Annotated in this window: 1 protein-coding gene; it reads left to right on the top strand. The window is 41.7% G+C overall.

Going from position 1 to position 23,283, the window contains the following annotated elements:
- Positions 1–149 precede the first annotated feature (149 nt).
- The gene (locus CZ809_RS05250; protein WP_144396150.1) at positions 150–22,949 is read left to right on the top strand and encodes a GEVED domain-containing protein; all 22,800 of its coding nucleotides are present in this window, start codon (positions 150–152) and stop codon (positions 22,947–22,949) included.
- Positions 22,950–23,283 lie beyond the last annotated feature (334 nt).

The raw sequence follows: 23,283 nt of genomic DNA, 5'->3' as shown, positions 1-23,283 counted from the left end.
TTTATATTTTTCATGATGTTTCTTTAATTGATACTCTGCTTATTTTAGACCTTCCGCTACTCATTAATCCCCATCAATAAACGTGCTTAAATAACAGGCGTGGTTTTTGCATTCTTTTTCGTTCCCTGATTAACTACGTTGGTTGAGTTATGGAAAAGATGAAAATTATCCGTAGAGTATTAATGCTTGTTTGCTTTTGTGGCGGGTTGTTGTTCAACACCTCGATTGCTCAGGCTCAACAGTGTTCTCAAAGTTACGCTTCACCGACAACTTCTGGCGGTAATTACTATTTTGATGGTGATGGCGGTAATGGCTGGGGAACCCGAAATATCGGGGTTTATAATACCAATTTAACCGGCGGTACTGGCTCTGGTGGTCGAATAATTATTAGTGCCAATTGGGGGTGGAACAACGGTAATCAGTGGACTAGCCGTGGTGATTTTACAGAAACAATCAGGATACGGGTTAAGGTTAATGGAACTACCGTTGCTGAATTAGTGACCCCAAGTGATAGCCAAAATAATGCAACTTTATCGTCACAAGGTGGCGCTTCAATGTTGAGTGGTGGCGGTAATGTTGGTGTAACAAGTTTTGGTCAATATCCTCATAGTTCACAAATATTATTACCTTCTTGGATGACATCGATTACCAGTATTCAAATTGAAGGAACCCAAACACCAGCATCGGGTGGTTCATCAGGCGGAGCGGGTGATGACGGTGGTGTAAGAGTTAATACCTCTGGTTATGCGTGTAACTTCGAAGCAACAGATGCACCAAGTAGTTATGGCGTTGCTCGTCATAATGTCGATTTAACCGGAATTAATTTGCGTTTTGGGACGAATGTTAGTTTTGAAACTGCAAATCGCAATAGTGCATTAGCAAATTCAGATACTTTTGATGATGGTATAACTGGTTTTCCTCAGTCTGAAATTGATGCCGGCACAGGGGCCGTTTCAGTTTCTGCTAGCGTTTATAACAATACTGGCTCACCGCGTACATTTGTTGGCTGGGTTGATTGGGATCAAGATAATGCCTTTCAAGCTGATGAAGGTGTCGCGATAACGGTTCCTGCTGCGGGCTCTTCTAATGCAGATTGTACTAATACATCAGGATCTAACTTTACGTGTAATGTCGATTATATTGTTGATGTGGCAGATCGAAGTAATACTGGCTATTTTTTTTCTCGGTTTAGAATATCAAATGCAGCGTTAACGACGTCAACAATTTCAACCACAGTTGATAGTGGTGAAGTGGAAGATTATCGATTCTGTATTGGTTGTTTTGATATTAGCGGTACGGTTTATTTAGATGAAAATGGCGATAGTGATATATCCTCTGATAGCGTAACACCAAATGAAGTAATAGTAAGACTTTACCGAGACGATGATAATGATGGTGTGCCGAGTGCGGGCGATACTTATCTACAACAAGTGACTACCTCAAGTGGTGCTTATTCTTTCACTGAATTACCGATTGATACCTATTTTGTCGCAACAGCACCACCAACAGACAGCACTGCGATTTCAGAGCAAACTTATGCGGCAAGTAATACCTATACCAATGCTTTTTGTGATAGCAATGGTGATGCAACCTCTGGCGACATACCTTTAACGGCTTCTGGCGCTTGTTATGGTGGTATTGATGGCGATCGTGCTGATGCAACCACCAATTCAACCACGCGTGAACACATATCTAAGGTTGATTTATCATTTACTTCAACCAATCAGACCAATGTTGATTTTGGTTTCTCATATAACGTTGTTACTAATACCAATACATCAGCGCAAGGTTCTTTAAATCAATTTATTATTAATGCCAACAGAATTGTTGGCGCTAATGAAATGCGTTTTGTACCAACAGTTCCTGCAAACGATACTGATCCTGCTGGCGATTGGTGGGTTGTTTCTCCAACGACCTCTTTAACTACAATAACGGGTACTAATGGCGCAAATACTATCATTGATGGTACGGCATACAGCAATGCTGACGGTACAACGATCATCGATTCAAATTCAGGTAATTATTCAGAAGCGCAAACCGTCGGTAGCTCTGATGGGTGTAGTGTTGAAACCATTCCTGCATTAGCGAAGCCTGAATTACAAATTGATATGCCAACTAACGCCAGTGCTTATGCCGCTGAATTATTAATTATTAATGCGGATAATACGACAGTACGAAATGTCTCTCTGACGGGTGGTTCTTTAGGTATTAATATTTACTCGGCGGGCATTACTGACACCTTAATTGAGCAAAACTTAATTGGTATTGATCCTGCGGGTAATGATGCGGTTATTGGCCAAGAAACCTGTGGTACATCATTAGGGTGTGCGGGTATTGCGATTGCAAATGCAGGTAATGGCTCGCTTAATGGTGACAGTGGTATTATTCGTTATAACGCAATAAAAACAGCGCATAATAATATCACCTTAAATAATCTAAATAGCCAAACCAATGTTGTTAATTGGCAAGTAATACAAAATCAATTATTGGGTTCAACCTCGACCACTGCAACACCGTATCACAATGTTTATATTCGTTACGGTGTGCCTGCTTATCTTAATATCGCTGGTAATATAATGCGTGATGCAACCAGTGATGCAATATATCAACGTAATACATCAAATGTTGATTTATTCCAAACTATCACCAGTAATGACATTCAAAATGCGGACGATAATGGAGTGCATTTCCAAAGTGGTCAGCTATCGATAATCGAATGTAATATTATTCATAATAATGGTGATTCAGGGGTTTCTATTGATGGTAATACCAATATTGAAGGGTATTTAATTACTAAAAATAGTTTTGATAATAATACTGATAATGCCATTGACCTTCATAATCTCGCAACGGGTGAAGGCGTTTCATTAAATACTGATTTATGTAATAACGACACCGGAACAGGTGCCAATAATAATGTAGCTCGCCCACAAATTACTTATGCTTTTTTAGAAGGTGCAAATCTACGTGTTATTGGTGATATGTGTGCCACGGGTGAATTTACTTTTGAAGTCTATAAAGCGAGTGTTGGTACCGGTGAATTGGGTAGTGATGGGTTAAATGCAGGTGAAGGCTTAACATATTTAGGCAGCATTACGGGCCAATCAGGTTCAACGTTTGATAGTTTATTTGCAACGTCGAGCATTAATGTTGGCGATGAAATTACTGTCATTGCTCAACGTACGACAACGGGTGGGAGTGGTGAATTACAAGATACTTCAGAATTTAGTGCCAATATTGTTGTTGATGTTGATAATAAAGACTGGGGTGATGCACCTGATACATCGATGTCAACCGCAATGGGTGATTACCAAACATTAAGAGCTAATGGTGGTGCCAACCATATTGTTATTGATGGTGATACTGATAATAACCCCGATCTGTTTTTAGGGGTGTTATTAGATACTGATATTGATGGCCAACCTACTAGTATCGCCGATGGTGATAATTTAGTTGATCTTGCTGATGAAGATGGCGTGACTGCGAATGGTATTTATGTGCTCAATCGTGACCGTGATATTGAGGTTACAATTGGTAAAGATCCTGATTATGCAGGTACTAGCTTCCATGTTTATGGCTGGATTGACTGGAACCGAGACGGTGACTGGGATGATGCAAACGAACAGGTAATTAGTAATACAACTGCCACCGTTGGTATGACAACTTATACCATAACGACGCCTGTGAATGCTATTTTAGGCAATACCTATGCACGCTTCCGTTTGTGTTCATCTGGTGATTGTAATACACCGAACGGTTCAAGTATTGACGGTGAAGTTGAAGACTATGGCGAAGTGATCATCAGTATTGATTTCGGTGATGCGCCAGATACTGGTGTGGGAATTGGTACTGGTAATTATCGAACCACGTTAGCTGATGATGGCCCTCGTCACTCTATTGATGATGATTTATTTTTAGGTGCAAACGCAACTGATACCGAAGTTGATGGTTTACAAAATACCACCGCATCAGGTGATAATGCTGACGGTATTGATGATGAAGACAGTTTATTGATTCAACCGTTAACCAGTGGTGCAACGGCTTATAATACGCAAACAACGGTGACGAATACTTCAGGTGCTGATGCTTATTTATATGCATGGTTAGATGTGAACCGTGATGGTGAATTTGATCGTGATGAGTTTATTTCAAATGGTGCAGGTCCAGGTGGTGCGATAGTTGTTGCTAATGGTGCAAGTGCAACCGCGATGCCATTATCTTGGGGGACAATTACACCACCGACTAATAATACCACGGTATATTTACGTACACGTTTATCGCCGGTTGCACTAACTGATGCTGTGACAGGGGCTGTTGAAGATCCACGCTCTTATGGTTATGTTGATGGCGGTGAAGTTGAAGATTATGCTCTACAAGTTGCCGATCAAGATTTTGGTGATTTACCAGATAGTTTTGATACGTTAGGACTTAGCGGCGGTCCTTACCATGGTTTAAGTAATATCAGTAATCTCTATATTGGTAATACAACTATTGATAGTGATGGGGATGGTCAACCAACGCCAAATGCGGATGGTGATGATCTCACTGGCAGTGATGATGAAAATGCCTTTAGTACTCCAACCCCTATTTTACCGTTAACAGCGACCAATTATTCTGTACAAGTGCCAGTTCGTAATAATACTGGTGTTGATGCTTACCTTTATGGTTGGTTAGATTGGAATCAAAATAACCAGTTTGAAGCGGCAGAATATGTTGCAGTAACAGTACCAACAGGTACAACAGTATCATCACCGATTACATTAACGTTTACGGGTATTTCAGGACAAAGTGATGGTAATGCAGCACTGCGTTTACGTTATACCACCGCAGGGTTAGCTAATACAGGTTGGGGCGGTGCTGCACCTGATGGTGAGGTCGAAGATCATTATGTTCTTGTTGGTAGCTATGATTTTGGTGATGCGCCAGATACTGGCGTAGGTGTTGCTGCTAATAATCACCGTACTTTGCTCAACGATGATGGCCCTCGTCATGGTCTTAACAACCAACTGTTCTTCGGTGCCGCTATTGATGCTGAGCAAGATGCGAATAATCCCGCCAACAGTGCCGATGGTGATGATCTTGATGCCAATGGTGATGATGAAGATGGCGCGCTGTTAATTCCACTTCATTCAAGTGCAACGTCATATGATTTACCTGTTACGGTTACCAATAATACTGGTAGTGATGCATATATTTATGCATGGATTGATTTTGACCGTACAACAGGTTTTGATCGCGATGAATTTGCTGGTGGCGCAGCGGGAGTTCCGATAACCGTACCGACAGGCACCAACAATGGTAACGTCACTATTTCATGGAATAGTTTTCCTGGTATTGCCATTAATACTGATGTCTATATTCGTTTACGTTTAACCTCTGATGTCTTAACTGATTCAGCGACAGGCACTGCCGAAGATCCGCGTTCATTTGGTATTGCCACTGATGGTGAAGTTGAAGATTATTATTTACGGGTTGATACCTATGATGGTGGTGATGCGCCAGATAGTTACGATACGTTATATACCAGCAATGGTCCGTCGCATTATCACAATAATCTCAACTTGTATATTCGTGATGCGACTCATGACAATATTCATGATACCGACGGCCAACCAACGCCAAATGGTGATGGTGATGATAACGATGGAACAGATGATGAAAATGCGGATTCTCTAACGCGTATTCCATTATTAGGGGTATTAGATACTACCTATACCTTAGGTGTGCCACTTTATAATGGAACAGGTGCCGATGCTCATCTTTATGCTTGGATTGATTTTAACCAAGATGGTGATTTTGCAGATGCTGGTGAATTTACATCATTAGAAAATCTTGTGAATAGTACCAATACTTCAGCACAAACAACGCCAACAACCGAATTAACTTGGACGGGTATTTCAGGGTTAACTCAAGGTAGTACTTTTGTTCGTATTCGTTTAACCAGTGATATTTTAACGGCCGATGATTGGGGTGGTATCGCTTTAAATGGTGAAGTTGAAGATCATCAAATATTTATTGGTGATTTTGATTTTGGTGATGCACCAGATACCGCAAGCGGAGTGAGTGCGAATAATTACCGGACTAACTTTAATGATCAAGGTGCTTACCATGGTTTAGATGCGGCTGTTTATTTAGGTGCTGCCGCGCCAGATACTGAAAATAATGCTAATACACCAGCCATATATGCATTAGGTGATGATCAAGATGTGAACGGTGATGATGAAGATGGTGTCTTTATTTTACCGTTACACAATACCGCAACGACTTATGCTCTTCCGGTAACAGCAACCAATAATAGTGGCGCTAATGCTTACCTTTATGCGTGGATTGACTTTGACCGCAATGGTCGATTCGACCGTGATGAATTTGTAGGGGGCGCAGCTGGTTCTCCAATCACAATAGCAACAGGAACAACAAGTGCCACACTTGATGCCATTTGGGATAGTTTCCCTGGTATTGCGGTGAATACTGATGTTTATGCACGGTTCCGTATTACTACTGATTTATTATCCGATTCAGTAACAGGTACAACGGAAGATCCTCGCTCTTATGGTGGTGTTACAGATGGTGAAGTTGAAGATTATTATATTCGTGTTGATACCTATGATGGTGGTGATGCGCCAGATTCATATGACACGTTATACCTAAGTGATGGCCCTGCCCATTATCATGTTAATGCCAACCTTTATATTCGTAGTGCAACCCATGATGATGCTCATGATACCGATGGTTTGCCAACAGTAGGTGCTGATGGTGATGATAATGATGGTGTTGATGATGAAGATGTTGATTCCTTAACAAAGATTCCATTGCTGGGTGTTTCAGATACGACATATACGTTAGGAGTTCCGCTTTATAATGGAACTGGCGTTAATGCTAATCTTTATGCTTGGATTGATTTAAACCAAGATGGTGATTTTGCTGATGCGGGTGAATTTACCTCACTAGAAAACATCATTAATGGTACCAATACCTTAAATCAAACGGCACCGACAACTGAGTTAGTTTGGAATGGTATTGGTGGCTTAACCCAAGGCAGTACTTATGTTCGTATTCGTTTAACTAATGACACGTTAACGGCTAGTGACTGGGGCGGTTTTGCTCTTAATGGGGAAGTAGAAGATCATCAAATCTTTATTGGTGATTATGATTTTGGTGATGCGCCAGATACTACAAATGGCGTTGCAGCTAATAATTATCGTACGACGTTAAATGATGGCGGCCCTTATCATGGTCTGAATAATAATTTGTATTTAGGTGCTGCGGTACCTGATACAGAAAATGACGCCAATGCACCTGCGATACTGGCATTGGGTGACGATGATGATGTCAATGGTGATGATGAAGATGGCGTCTTTATTATGCCATTACATAACTCAGTGACTAATTATGGGGTGCGCTCGGTTGTAACCAATAATACAGGCAGCGATGCATATATTTATGCATGGATAGATTTTGATCGTAATGGTCGTTTCGATCGTGATGAATTTGCGGGTGGTGCTGCGGGCGCGCCGATAGTTGTAAATTCAGGCGTGTCTAATTTTGTCGCCAATATTAATTGGAATAGTTTCCCTGGTATTGCTAATAACACCGATGTTTATGTTCGTGTTCGTTTAACCAGTGAGTTATTAAGTGATGCGGTTACAGGAACAACGGAAGATCCACGTTCATTTGGTGGTGCGGTTGATGGTGAAGTTGAAGACTATTATTTACGTGTCGATACCTATGATGGTGGTGATTTACCTGAAAGCTACCAAACATCATACAGTAACGGCGGTCCAGCTCATTATCATACCAATGCGAATTTATATATTCGAGATGCAACCCATGATAATAATCATGATGAAGATGGACAACCAACGGCTGCTGCAAATGGTGATGATAACGATGGCACTGATGATGAAAATGCTGACAGTTTAGTTCCACTTCCTATTTTAACATTGACGGATACCAGTTATACCGTAGGGGTTCCGCTTTATAACGCAACAGGGGCTGACGCAAATCTTTATGCTTGGTTAGATTTAAATCAAGATGGTGATTTTGATGATGCTGGCGAGTTTGCTTCACTTGAAGGGCTTGTTAATGGAACGAATACTTCAGCACAAACAGCCCCAACGACTCAGTTAACATGGGCGGGTATCAGCGGGCAAACAACAGGTGATATGGCGTTACGCCTTCGTTTAACATCTGATATTTTAACGGCGACAGATTGGGGTGGAATTGCCAAAAATGGTGAAGTTGAGGATCATTATGTTTATGTAGGCGATCCCGATTTTGGTGATGCGCCAGATACCTCTTCAACAACGGCGGCGAATAACTATCAAACACTCTATAACTATTTTGGCCCTTATCATTTATTCGTAGATGGTTTGTATATTGGTAATACGGCGCCTGATATTGATGATGGAACATTACAAGATATAACCGCAACTGCCGATGATCTTGATGCAACCGATGATGAAGGACCAATTACATTACCGCCATTATTTAATGGTATGGATTCATACAAAATTACTGTGCCAGTTACAAATACGACGGGTAATATTGCCACCTTGGCAGTATGGATTGATTTCAATCGAAATGGTCAATTTGATGATAGTGAAGGACAAATTGCAGTTGTGCCAACGGGATCAAGTAATACGCCAGTAGAACTTGAGTGGGCGACGATTCCTGCCGTTACCAATAACACAACCTCATTTGTGCGTTTACGTTTAACTAACCGTTTAGTGGGGCAAATCAGTGATATTTCCTCATTAGGCGGTGAAGCGGGTGGTGAAGTTGAAGATCATAGTATTTTCTTCGGCCTACAAGATTTAGGTGATGCGCCTGCGAGTTATCTAGTTGATCCTTTATTAGGTGGTCCTCACCATATTATTACCAATAACACCAACTTGTATTTAGGTACTTCAACTATTGATGGTGATGAAATTGTATTAGCGTCTGTTGATGCTCTTGGTGATGATAATAATGGCAGTGATGATGAAAATGGTACCAGCCAACCATTAACTTCAATTCCGATTAACGGTTCAAGCCATAGCTTAGAGCTCACAGTACGTAATACAACAGGTAATGATGCTTACCTAGCAGGTTGGATTGACAGTAACCGTAATGGTATTTTTGATGAAATCGAAGGCCGAGTTGATGTTATTCCTACGGCTCAGAATGGTGTTTATACCTATTCATTTGATTCAAATCAGATGCAAAATCTCTCTGTCGGTAATACCTTTATTCGTTTCCGTTTAACGACCGATCCATTAACAACGACCGATGTTGGTGGCCGTGCGTCAGATGGTGAAGTCGAAGACTTTATGATTCAAATTGGTGGTCAAGATTTAGGTGATTTACCCGATACTTCTTCAGCAACGGCGGCGAATAATTATCAAACGAATTTAACCTTTGGTGGGCCTTATCATAATGTTGCCGCTGAGCCTAATCTATATCTAGGCACTGTAGCGCCTGATGTTGATGGCGCAACACCACAGAGTACTGATGCCACAGGTGATAATGTCACAGGGATTGATGATGAAAATGCCTTAGCAGATATTGCCTTACCTGATTTAGATGCAGGTGATAATTATGACACCAATATTACGGTGACAAACAGTTCAACCTCTACCGCATATTTATATGCATGGATTGATTGGGATCGTGATGGTAATTTTGAAAGTGATGAGATTGCACAAGCATCAATTAATAGCCTTGGTTCAACCCAAGCGATTAATAATGGTGTGATAACTATTCCTGCGAGTACGGGGACAGAGACTTATACCGTTACTTTTACGACAGACACTGCATTAGTAGATGCAAGTACTTATGGCGTACGGTTACGACTAACAACAGAGTTACTCACTGATGGTGATGCAACAGCAACCGTTGATGAGCGTTCGTTAGGTGCCGCTCAAGATGGTGAAGTGGAAGATTTCTTTGTCACAGCTGAAAACACAGATTTAGGTGATTTACCTGATTCATACTTAACTTTACCTGTTAGTGGCGGCCCGGCGCATTACTATGTTAGTAACCTGTATCTAGGTGCTAATAATATTGATGATGACGATCAAGCGTACCCAGATGCAGCGGCATTAGGTGATGATAATACGGGTGTTGATGATGAGACTGGATTAGTTGAGCCATTGACCACAGTTGCTACCAGTATTACTAGCTACAGTGTTGATCTTGCGGTTTACAACTACTCGGGCTCTAATGCAACGTTAGTCGCTTGGTTAGATACCAATCAAGATGGTAGCTTTAGTGCAGATGAGGTTGTCGATGATCTAAATGTCGTTGCAACAAGTACACCATTTAGTAATGCTACCTTTGCGTCTGATAATTTGCCAACCAGCAGTAATAACTTAACCAATAAAGTGACATTGACTTGGAACGGTATTTCAGGATTAACACAAGGTTCAATGGGGCTGCGTATTCGTGTTGCTAATACCAGTTTAACCGCCAACGATTGGGGTGGTATTGCCCAAGGTGGTGAAGTTGAAGATTATGTCGTTTATGTCGGTCAATTTGACTTTGGTGATGCCATTGATAGTGCGGCTAACATAGGTGTTAATAACTACCGAACCACTTTGAGTGACAATGGTGCTTATCATGGTATCGATAATACGATATTGATGGGTGCTTTACTCGATAGTGAAAGTGATGCCAATGACCCAACTACTGCCTTTGCTCAAGGCGATAATATTACGGGCAGTAATGATGAAGATGGTGCGTTTATTCCACCATTAAACAACACCAATACGACCTACAATATTCCTGTGACGGTAACCAATAATAGTGGCAGTAAAGGGTACCTGTATGCTTGGATTGATTTTGATCGCAATGGTCGATTTGATCGTGATGAATTCTTTGGTGGTAATACCGCTGAGCCTAGAGAAATTAATACCGGTAACACTAATACAACAACAAACTTAGGTTGGAATACATTCCCAGGCATCGCAACAGGTACTGATGTTTATATTCGTATTCGTTTTACAACTGATTTATTAGCTGACACAGAAAATGGCGCCATAGTTGAAGATCCACGTTCTTATGGTGGCGCGGGTGATGGTGAAGTTGAAGATTATTATATTCGAGTAGAAACCTATGACGGTGGTGATGCCCCTGATACTTATGACACTCTATATACCAGTGGTGGCCCTTACCATATTCACAATAATGCTAACCTCTATATTCGTGATGCTACCCACGACAATGGTCATGATCAAGATGGTCAGCCATCTAATGGTGCGGTAGGTGATGATACCGACGGTATTGATGATGAAAATGCCGATGATCTTACGCCATTCCCAATTTTAGCCGTTGCAGATACTACTTATACTGTTGGTGTTCCTCTTTATAATGCGACAGGCAGTGATGCACATTTATATGGTTGGATTGATTTTAACCAAGATGGTGATTTTGCTGATGCTGGCGAGTTTACTGAATTAACCTCGATTGTAAATGCAACCAATACCAGTACTAGTGCAACGCCAACAACCCAATTAACGTGGACCGGAATCAGTGGATTAACCGCAGGTAGCACCTATATGCGTCTACGTTTAACTAACTCTGTTTTAACCGCTAATGATTGGGGTGGAGAGGCAATTAATGGTGAAGTGGAAGATCATCAAATATATATCGGGGCGCTAGATTTTGGTGATGCTGAAGATGGTGTAGCTGGAACCGCAGCAGGATCGGGCGATTACCGTTCTCGTTTAGTTGATGATGGTCCATATCATGTTATCAATAATAATATTTATATTGGTAATAGTGTGCCTGATAGTGAAGCTGATGCTAATCCAAGCAGTGGTCCAATTCAAGCTGATGGTGATGATACCACAGGCAGTGATGATGAAGATGGCGTTACGTTACGTGCATTAGATAATTCACCTGTACCGAGCAGTTATACCGCAGCAGTTAATGTCACCAATAATACCGGACAAGATGCAACGTTGTATGGCTGGATTGATTGGGATCGTAATGGTCAATTTGGTTCAGATGAAGTGGCCGAAGTTATCGTACCTACGGGCACTAATGGTTCGGTTGATATTACATGGAACAGCTTTACGGGTATAGCAACAGGCTTTACGTTAACCCGTTTCCGTTTAACAACTGATGGATTAGTCAACGGTAACAGTGGTGCAGCAGAAGATACCCGTTCATTATTTGGTGCCAGCGATGGTGAGGTGGAAGATCATTTAATCTATATCGGTGATCAAGATATGGGTGATGCGCCTGATACTTATCAAACCTTAAGTGCCAGTGATGGTCCATTCCACGGACGTAGCAATAGTGCCACCGTTTATCTTGGTACGGCAACGATTGATGCAGACACAGATGGTCAACCAACCAGTGATGCTTCTGGGGATGATAACAATGGCAGTGATGATGAGAATGGTTTATCTCAACCATTAGCAAATATTGCGATTGCAGCCACCTCTTATAGTGTGCCTGTTACTTTACGTAATTCTGAGCTTGCCAGTAATCCGGCAACCTTAGTCGCATGGCTTGATACTAATCAAGATGGTGAGTTTAGTGCTGCTGAAGTTGTATCAACCATTAATTATGATACGACAGGTGATGCGCCATTTAGCACTGATAATATTCCATATTTTAATGGTGTTAAAACCGCAGTATTAACATGGAATGGTATTTCAGGCTTAACAAATGGCTCGATGGCATTACGTATTCGAATTAGCTACCTGACAGATCTCACCGCTAATGATTGGGCTGGCCAAGCATTAGATGGTGAAGTTGAAGATTACATGGTCTTTGTGGGTGAGTTTGATTACGGTGATGCACCTGATGAGGCTGTGAATGTCGGGGCGAATAATTACCGTACAACCCAATCAGATAGTGGGCCATTCCATGGTGTTGATAGCAATCTGTTTATGGGTACAGTGCCAGATGCAGATAATGATGCTCAAACACCGACGATAGCACTTCAAGCATCAGGCGATGATATTGCAGCTAGTGATGATGAAGATGGCTTAATTTTACCACCATTAACCACAACCCAAGGTAGCTATAGTGCAAATGCTATGGTGACGAATAATACAGGCAGTGATGCTTATATTTATGCTTGGATTGATTTTGATGGTAATGGTCGTTTTGATCGTGATGAATTTGTTGATAATGGTACAGGTACTGGTGGCGCAATTGTCACCTCAACAGGCTTAACAAATAGTTCTGTTGAGTTGGATTGGACGGCAACAACAGGATTAGCCGCGGGTCAAAATCGCTATATGCGTGTGCGTATTACCTCTGAATTATTAGCCGATAGTGCAACAGGCGTTAATGAAGATCCTCGTTCTTATGGTGGCGTATCAAATGGTGAAATAGAAGATCACTATTTATTGAGTGATAGCGTTCGATATGATGGTGGTGATGCCCCTGATTCATACCTTGTTCGTTTTGCTGACGGTGGTCCAATTCATCCTATTAGTACTACGCTACGTTTAGGTACAGCAACCACTGATGGTGAAGATGCTGATGGAAGTAGTGATGCGTTACTTGATGATATTACAGCCACTGCTGATGAAGATGGTATTTCATTACCGACATTAGCCTTAAGCGCAACCAGTTATACATTGGATGCAAATGTACTTAATAATACAGGTGCAAATGCGGATCTTATTGTATGGATTGATTGGAATCAAAATGGTGTCTTTGATGCTGCTGAAGGGCAAGTGATTAGTGCGACTTCAAACGGAACCAATACTGTTTATAACCCTAGTTGGAACAGTTTAACACCTGTGACTGCGGGCTATTATTTTGGACGAGCACGTTTAGCGCCCAATAGTGATGGTTTAACGGTTTCTGATGCTGGTGGCACCGCAACATCGGGTGAGGTTGAAGACTTTAGAATCTCAGTATTAACCGCTCAAGATTGGGGTGATGCCCCAGATGCTTATCATACTTTAGCTACAAATAATGGTGCCAATCATGCGCCTTCAACAAACCTTTATATAGGTACGACAGCGGCTGATGCTGATGTTGATGGTCAACCAAGTGTGGCAGCTGATGGTGATGATAATAATGCTACGGCGGATGAAACTGTTCCGACTTTCCCTGTTCTTTCTCCGTCAATGACAACATGGTCATTTGATACCACGGTAACAAATAACACTGGCGGTGCAGCAACACTGCATGCATGGGTTGATCATGACTTAGATGGTGAATTCCAACTTGATGAGTATACCAGCGTTGCGGTTGCTGATGGTGCAACGGATCTTCCAATTAGTGTCGCTTGGACTAATCTATCTAATGCCGAAGGCGGTAATGTTGGTGATAGTTATGTTCGTTTACGTTTAACAACCGATACATTAGTTGATGATGGCGCGACAGCCATTGATGAACGCTCACAAGGCACAGCGACTGATGGTGAGATAGAAGATCATTATCATAAAGTCACCTTCCACATGTTAATTCAGCAAGATTCAGGTGCGATTGAATATACATTACCCAATACGGCAAATAATACTGTTGCTCTCATGGAAAATAATTATGGGGTTGGTTATGTAACTTACGATCTTCTTGTTCCGACAGATAATATTACCACTGATTTCACGTTACGTGATTATCAATTTATTCTTTATCAATCAGATCTAGCGGGTGGAACCAGCCCTGATACAACCGCAGAAATTGATGCGTTATTAGATTATCGTAATCAAGGTGGTGTGCTACTGTCTCTTGTTGAAGGTGATACATTTGCTGATGCAACCACGACCCGTATTAATGCATACATGGGACAACAAGTAGGATTCCCTGGTACAAGTGCAACGGGTTTTGCAGGGTATGCTGGACCAACAACACTACCTCGTTTCCATCCATCTGATGGCCCTGGTGCATTATCAACCCAAGCAACAGTAGCAACTACGGGTACGCTATCAACGATTACGGGTATTGATCACCGTAGTGTTATTTATACGCTGCCAACGGTAACAGGCTCTTGTAATAATGTTGATGCGATGGCGTGGTTGATTCCATATGATCCAACCACAACCGGTGGTTATGGATATCCTCGTACGCATACAGGTCCATGGGTTGGTTCTGGTGAGCGTCAGTTCTATTTCACGCCAAATTACTATTCAAGCAATCTTACGCCTTACCAAGCGTTAATGGATTTTGTGTATGACTACTACGAAGATCAAAGTGCGTTCTTAGCGCGTAATAATTGGTTAGCAGATGATGCCAATGTGAATGGCAATTGTTCAAATACAGAGCTTGATTTTGATGATTTACCTGATTCAGGGGCAGGCACTGCGACAGGTGATTATGTAACAGCCTTCCAATTTGATGGTCCTCGTCACCAACTTGGTGCCAATATCTTTATGGGTACGGCGCCAGATGGTGAAACTGACGCCTATGCAACGGTTGCAGCCAATGGTGATACTGATGATGGTGTCGAGATATTACCGTTATCGAGTACCGCTACTCAATATTCAGTGCGTGTTACTACCACCAATACTACGGGTACCGATGGTAATGTATATGCGTGGGCTGACTGGAATAAAAATGGTGATCTAGAAGCATCTGAAATGCAGACTATCGCTGTTGCTGATGGCGAAACTGATACTGTAAAAGTACTGACATGGCCAATCACAACGGCTATTACCAATGGTGATACTGTTTATGTTCGTGTGAGAATTTGTAATACCACCACTGACTGTAGTACTGCTATTGGTGAAGCAACCAATGGTGAAGTTGAAGGGTATGCGATTTCTGTGTCAGACAATGTTGATTTTGGTGATGCGCCAGATACGTATTTAACCTTAGCGGGAAGCGGTGGTCCATTCCATTATGGTGATACGTCGTTATTCCTTGGTGATCAAGCCAGTGATGGTGAGTCTGATGGTATACCAACAGCAACAGCAGATGGTGATGATACCAATGCTTCCCCTGATGATGAGGATGGCGTTAATGTCATTTCACCGATAAACATTAATGCGAGTGATTATAGTCTTACCGTTGAAGCGTCAAATACTTCAGGATCAGTTGCTTATCTCGCTGTTTGGATTGATTTTGACCAAAGTGGTACCTTTGAGGCTGGCGAAGGGCAAATTCAAATCGTACCTGATGCCTCTTCAGAAGTGCAATATGTATTTAATTGGACAGGGCTAACAGGATTAACGGCAGGAGTTACCTATTCACGTATTCGTATTACTAATGATGTGTTAACAACATCGTCAATGGGTGGAATCGCCACTAATGGTGAAGTTGAAGATCATCTTATTGTCATGGGTACATTTGATTTAGGTGATGCGCCAGATACCTATGGAACCGATCGTACTAATGCCAGTGGTGAGGGCATCGGCCCAATGCATATTCCTAGTGCAACCATTTTCCTTGGTACCAATGCTACGGATGCTGAAGCTAATGGTTTTGTGGATGGTATCGATGATAATGGCCTTGCTCAAGATGATGACTTAGCGGGTGTTAATGATGAGGATGGTGTAACTATTCCGGCTGTAATGTCGGCAGAGCCAAATAGCACAGAAACCTTAACTGTACGGGTACATACTGATGTTGATGCCACTGTTTATGCATGGCTAGACTTTGATCGTGATGGTGTGTTTGATGTGGCGACTGAAGCTGCAACGCCAGTGAGTATTACGGCAGTGAATGACGATACGGACGTTACATTAACCTTTACGACACCGAATGATGTGCTTGATGGCGGTAGTTATGTTCGTGTTCGTATTTGTTCAACCACAACGGTATGTTCAACGCCTCATGATGTAGCGAATGACGGTGAAGTTGAAGATCATCGTATCATTCTTGATGTTGCTTATGATTACGGTGATGCGCCTGAAACCTTAGGATATAACACCTTATTTACCAGTAATGGTGCGCGTCATCGCATTGGTAATACGACATTAAGCTTGGGTTCTGTTATTGGTGACGGTGATAGTGATGGCTTTGGTGACGGTGTTGATGATAATGGTGATTCAACCGATGATGATACGCTAAATATCAATGATGAAGATGGTATCTCTACAGTTGGTTTCTTATCTCAAGGTGCTACGAGCTTTACTCAAGATGTGATTTGTAATGATCATAATGGCACCGCAGATATGGGTGCAAATGTTTATGCTTGGGTTGACTTTAATGCTGATGGTGATTTTGCCGATAGTGGTGAATTTGCTCTAGCGGCTTGTACTGATGCCGATGCAGTTACTGATGGTAGTGCGTCATTAAGTTTCCCTTCAATAAATACCACTACTGTTGCAACTGAAACCTACATGCGTCTTCGTATTACATCTGAAACATTAACTGTTGATGATTACAACGGCACGGCTATTAATGGTGAAGTTGAAGATCATCAAATTCCAATTTTAAAAGGACCAATTCAACCAATAACCCCTGCGGTTGTGATAGCGCAATGTTTGAACTCTGGCAATATTGAAGGTGTTTCAGGTACACCTGTTGATATTACGGGTGTGGTTAATACTTATTACCCAGCAACGGCAAATGCATTAACTGGCACGAATAGTATTACGCTTGGTACGGCAACAGGTAATACGACAGAGACCTTAAATCCAGGTGATCGAGTGATGATCATTCAAATGCAAAATGCCTCAATTGATACCACTAATACCGATAGTTATGGTAATGGTGTTGCAGGTGGGTATGCCAGTGGTTGGACGGATTATGGTACGACTGGGCAATATGAGTTTGCGACCGTTGCTAGCTTTACCGATCCGACTTTAGTATTAAGTGAAAATTTAACGAATAACTTTACTGCTGACGGAAATAGTTCTTTCCAAGTTGTACGTATTCCAATGTATGAAGATGCACGTTTAACTGGCACGGTTACGTCTGCTGACTGGGATGGTTCTAGTGGCGGTATTGTGTCGTTATATGTCAATGGAACATTAGATCTTAATGGCAATATTATTGACGTTAACGGTAAAGGCTTCCGTGGTGGTACAAAAAATACCGCCAATGGTATTGCGACCGGACTTAATTACGTTATGGCTGTAACCAATATCGATGGTGGTAAGGGTGAAGGTATTGCAGGAACCCCAGTGAGTCTTGGTGGTTTAGGCTATAGCGATGGTGATAATGGTATCGGCGCGCCAGCAAATGCTGGTGGTGGTGGTAACTTTAATTCTGGTGGTGGTGGTGGTGGTAACGTTGGCCCTGGTGGTAGAGGCGGCAATTATTCAAGTTCAACCAGTTTTTATCCGGGAGAACCAGGTACAGGTATTGGGCTGGCTGATCCTACTCGTTTAACTCTTGGTGGCGGTGGCGGTGCAGGTCAAGAAAATAATGGTGTCGGTCGTGATGGCGCTGATGGTGGTGGTATCGTATATATCACAGCTAATACAGTGACAGGAACAGGTACTATTAATGCCAATGGTAATACTTCACCAAATGCTGGTGGCGATAGCCCCGGTGGTGGTGGTGCGGGTGGCTCTGTATTGCTATACAACACCGATGGTGCATCTCTATCAACACTAACCGTTAATGCTGTCGGTGGTAATGGTGCAAGTTCATCTGGTGGTCATGGTCGCTCTGCTGGTGGCGGTGGTGGTGCAGCTATCTTTAATAGTTCAGGTGCTACTGCTAATGTCAGTGCAGGTACTGCAACATGTTCTGGGCAGTTATTATGTGGCGATGACGGTGGCGATGGTCAAGTGATCAATACTGCGACATTACCAACAGCGCCTGCCGTGTGTAGCTTTGAACTGTCTGGTTTTGTCTTTGATGACAGCAGTACCGCCCCAACTTTAAATGGCATTAAAGATGTAGCAGAAGCGGGTCTTGGTATTGCTGTTCCGGTGATTGCTTATAACACCACAACCAGTGAGTGTTTTGTTGCCACAGCGGATGCAATAACGGGTGCTTACTCAATGACTATTCCTGGTGGAAACTATGAAGTTTATGAAGCAGCACTTGAAACTGATTTAGTTAATCCAACCTGTCCACCAACCATTGGAACGCTAGATCCAAATGCTGGTGGTTATGCTGGCGCGACAATTGGTGATCCAATCAATGTCCATTCTAGCTCACCTAACATTCAATCAGTTGCGTTAACAACGGATGTGAGTGATGTTAACTTTGCTGATTTCACGATTGTGACGTTCCCAACTTGTAGTAGTGATGGTTATTTGTTGCGTAATAGCCCAACCGATATTACTAGTATTAATTTGGCTATGGGTACAGTAACACCATTATATGATGATGTTCTGCCAACAGGCACTGGTGTCTTTGGTGGTACGGGGTATAACTTTATTACCAATACACTCATCGGCGATAACATTAAAAATAAAGACACTGTTTTAATGGTTGATGGTGCAGGATCTGCCTTCGTGTTACCAATTACAGGAAGTACGATGGCAATCAATAACTATAACAGTGGTGATATCGATGATAACGGTGTTCTATTGCTGATGCATAATAGCGGCACCAGTATGTATCGCATTGATGTTAATCCAAATAGCAGTACTTACTTACAGCAAATTGGTGAAATTACAGTTTCTGCTCCAGTGATGGCTGATATGGCGATTAATCCTATCGACAATATGCTTTATACCTTAACGCCTACGGGAAATTTAGTGAAGTTTGATCCTGTAACAGGGGCGCAAATTAATTTGGGTTACGTTGGTATTAATGGCGAAACTGGCACTGGATGGGGTGCGGTATACTTTGATGATCAAGGCTTCTTCTACGCAGCTCAAAATCCAAATCCTGGCCGTATTGTTCGAATTGATATTTCAGACCCAAGTCTTCCATCTGGTGGTTATAGTGCAGTCAACTTCACTCAGATAAATGCTGCAACCAGCCAAAATGATGGTGCGCGTTGTCGTTTCGCTCCACTGCCGTTAGATTTTGGTGATGCGCCTGAAACTACTGGTTACCCTACAACGTTGGTTAATGATGGTCCTCGTCATTTAACTGAAGAAACAGGGTTATATATTGGTTCGGTAGCGGCAGATAATGAAAATGATGGTCAGCCAGATGCTGATTATGCAGGTGATGATAATAACGGTACTGCTCCTGATGATGAAGATGTATTAAGTGCATTAATTACTGCCGATGTATCAAGTCCTACTGTGACGCAAACCGTTCCTGTGGTAAATACAACAGGCAGTGATGCGTATTTATCTGGTTGGATTGACTTTGATAATAGTGGTTCATTTGATGATGATGAAAGTGCATGGGTTATCGTGCCAAATGGTGCCACATCAGCAACATTGACATGGAATAATGTGGGTACTTCTGGGGCAAATATCAGTAACAGTGTGGTGGGTTATCGTTTACGTATTAGTTCTGATTTTAATACAACAACAAATACGCCACTAGATGCTGATGGTAATGTCTTCCCAGATCCTATTGGGCCAGCACCTGATGGTGAGATCGAAGATTATCGAGTATTAGTGTCAAGCCTTAATGGTGATAATACTTGTGACATTATTGTTGAAACCAAAGGCGATAATACCAGTGGTTATGATTTTGCGGAATTTGATCCAACCACCAATCCTGCCCAATTAAATAATATTGTGAGTCCTATTGTTATTAATGGTTATCCAAATGCTGAAAATATTAATGCTATTGGTTTTAATCGCCTAAGTGGTTTGTTTTACGGTACTTTTATTGATGGAAGCTCTACTAATGACGATGTGATTTTATTTGTAACGGATCGTGATGGTACTGAATTTGTTTCTCTTGGTACGATACGATCTGATGGCGTACAGAGTATTATTCATTCGATACATGGAACCTCTAATTTTGCTAATAATCAAATATTATCTCGATTAGGCGGTAGTTCAAATATTAGTTATCCTGTTCGAGGTGATGTGTCACCTGATGGGCAGTATCTCTACATTATGAATGGGAATTGGGACTCTCTAGTTCGTATTGACTTAAATACTCAGACGTTTACGACGATCACATTGTCTTCAACACCAGCTATGGGTGGCGATTTCTCCTTCAGCTCGAATGACGGTATGTTATATGGTGTTGATCTACCAGGTGGTAACTATATTCAAATCAATCCAACTACAGGAGCTGTGACAATAAATCCTCTGAACTTCAACGGGTTACTTCCTGTGACGAATACCGGTAGTGCTGGGGCGGGGGGAACCATTATGGATGATGGTATTATGCTTTATGCCTTTGCTAATGGTGGTGATCACGATACCGATGGTGATAATGCTCACGATCTGATTGATAAGACGGCAGTTTATCAATTGAATGTGATTACTGGTGAGTTGATGTTTGTAACTGAAGGTATTGATGTCTCGGTTCAAGGTAATGATGCTGCTGGTTGTTACTACGCACGAGACTATGGTGATGCACCTATTTCTTACGGTGATGCTTTCCATAATTACTCTGATACAGGCAATGATGGTGATGCTGCGCTTGATGGCGACCAAGATCTCACGTTGGGTGCTAATTGGGACAGTGAGTTTGTTAGTCAGTTCTCCCTTGATGCAACAGGCGATGATCTTCAAGCTTCTGATGATGAAGATGGCGTAACTCTTCCTGCTAGTATTACGGTTGCAACATCTACTCCAGTGACCGTATCTGTGCCACAAGCTGCGGGTTTCTTAAATGTATTTATTGATCTGAATGGCGATGGTGATTTTGCTGATGTTGGCGAGATGATTATTGAAGACCAATTGATTACAGCAGCCACAACGAATCTTGATTTCAATTTAGATGCAGGGCTTACCGCAGGTTATAACGGCGATACATTTGTTCGTTTTCGTTTATGTAGCACGGCAGCAACGTGTAATTCTCCAATAGGTGAAGCCGCTGATGGTGAGGTAGAAGATTATCAATTTGAGTTAATTAATCAGATTGTGCTCAGTGGTTTTGTGTTTGAAGATAATGGTATCTCGGGCGCAACCGCGGCTCATGATGGTATTTTTGATGGTGGTGAAGTTGGTATTGGTAATACAGTTGTGCGTGCTATTTATAACGGCACAGGTGCTGGTGGATTTACAACTGGTGATGTTGTTGCAACAACGGTGACCTCGGGTGATGGTGGCTATCTATTAGTCGTACCAGTATCACTTGCTAATGAAAATCTTGTACTTGAGGTGGTTAAACAAGCTGATTGGATTGATATTAGTGAAGCTGACGTGTCAGCGCTTACTCAAGTCACCAATACCAGTGTTATTGATAGTCAGATGTTAATTAATGCCGCTGCGGGTGATTACTTAACGGGCTTAAACTTCGGTAAAGTGAAAGAACCGCGTATGGAGCCTGATAACTTTACTGAAACTGAGCCGGGTAAAGGAGTGCTCTTTAGTCATAAATTTACAGCTGAAACCGCAGGTAGTGTTAACTTTACCATTATGAATATCTCTACGGAGCCCGCAAATGACGGTTGGAGCGCAATACTGTATCAAGATAATGACTGTAATGGTTCAATTGATGGGGCTGATAGTCAGATAGCTAACCCTGTCGCTGTAAGTGGTGATAGTAGTGTTTGTTTAATCAGTAAAGTATTTGTTCCTGCTGATGCACCATTAAATGCGCTTTATCATTATGATATTCAAGCTGATATGACGTTTGAGGATAGTGTTGCAACAGGTCATGATGTTACTCGACAAGTGATAGATACCGATACTGTTCGTGCTACTTTCGCTGGTGCTGGTGAGTTGAAGCTTAATAAAACAGTGGAAAATCTGACTCAAGCGACTGGTGTAAGTACCAGTAATGACGGTAAACCGGGTGATATTTTAGAATATTCTATTGAGTTTACCAATGTGGGGAGTGGGCCAATAACAGAAGTCACAATATTTGATACTACACCTGCTTATACTGACTTAACGTTAGCGATTGATTGTACATCTGGTGTTCTACCTGCTGGTTTAACATGTAATGTATTAACACCAAATGGTGCAAATATTGCGGGTTATGAAGGTGAAGTACGCTGGGAAATGACCGGAGCCTTAAATCCTAGTGAAACTGGAACTGTTATTTATCAAGTTACTATCAAATAGTGGAAACAGTACTAATGTTAGCTAATTGCTAGCATTAGTCATTACTTCCATTCAATAGTAAATGGCTTATATAAGAATGCTGTGGTGATTAATCTCACCACATTCATTCTTTAAGTAACTAATACTCGTTAGCCTGATAGGAAAATGTTAATTAATGCAGTTGGGATTTTGAATATTTTATTATCGGTATTTTTATTTTATCGTAGTTCTCAGAATATTTAAAAGTATGACAGCTCTTGTTAATATTAAAGTTCAGCTCTAATTTGATATTATTGTACCACAGTCTTGTTATGCAATAAATATTCTAAAAATAAAAACCATTTTGAAATAAGCA

The organism is Photobacterium piscicola, assembly GCF_900166965.1.
Lineage (GTDB): Bacteria > Pseudomonadota > Gammaproteobacteria > Enterobacterales > Vibrionaceae > Photobacterium > Photobacterium piscicola.
The sequence above is the reverse complement of the archived record's forward strand: the minus strand, read 5'-3'. Positions and strand labels throughout refer to the sequence as shown.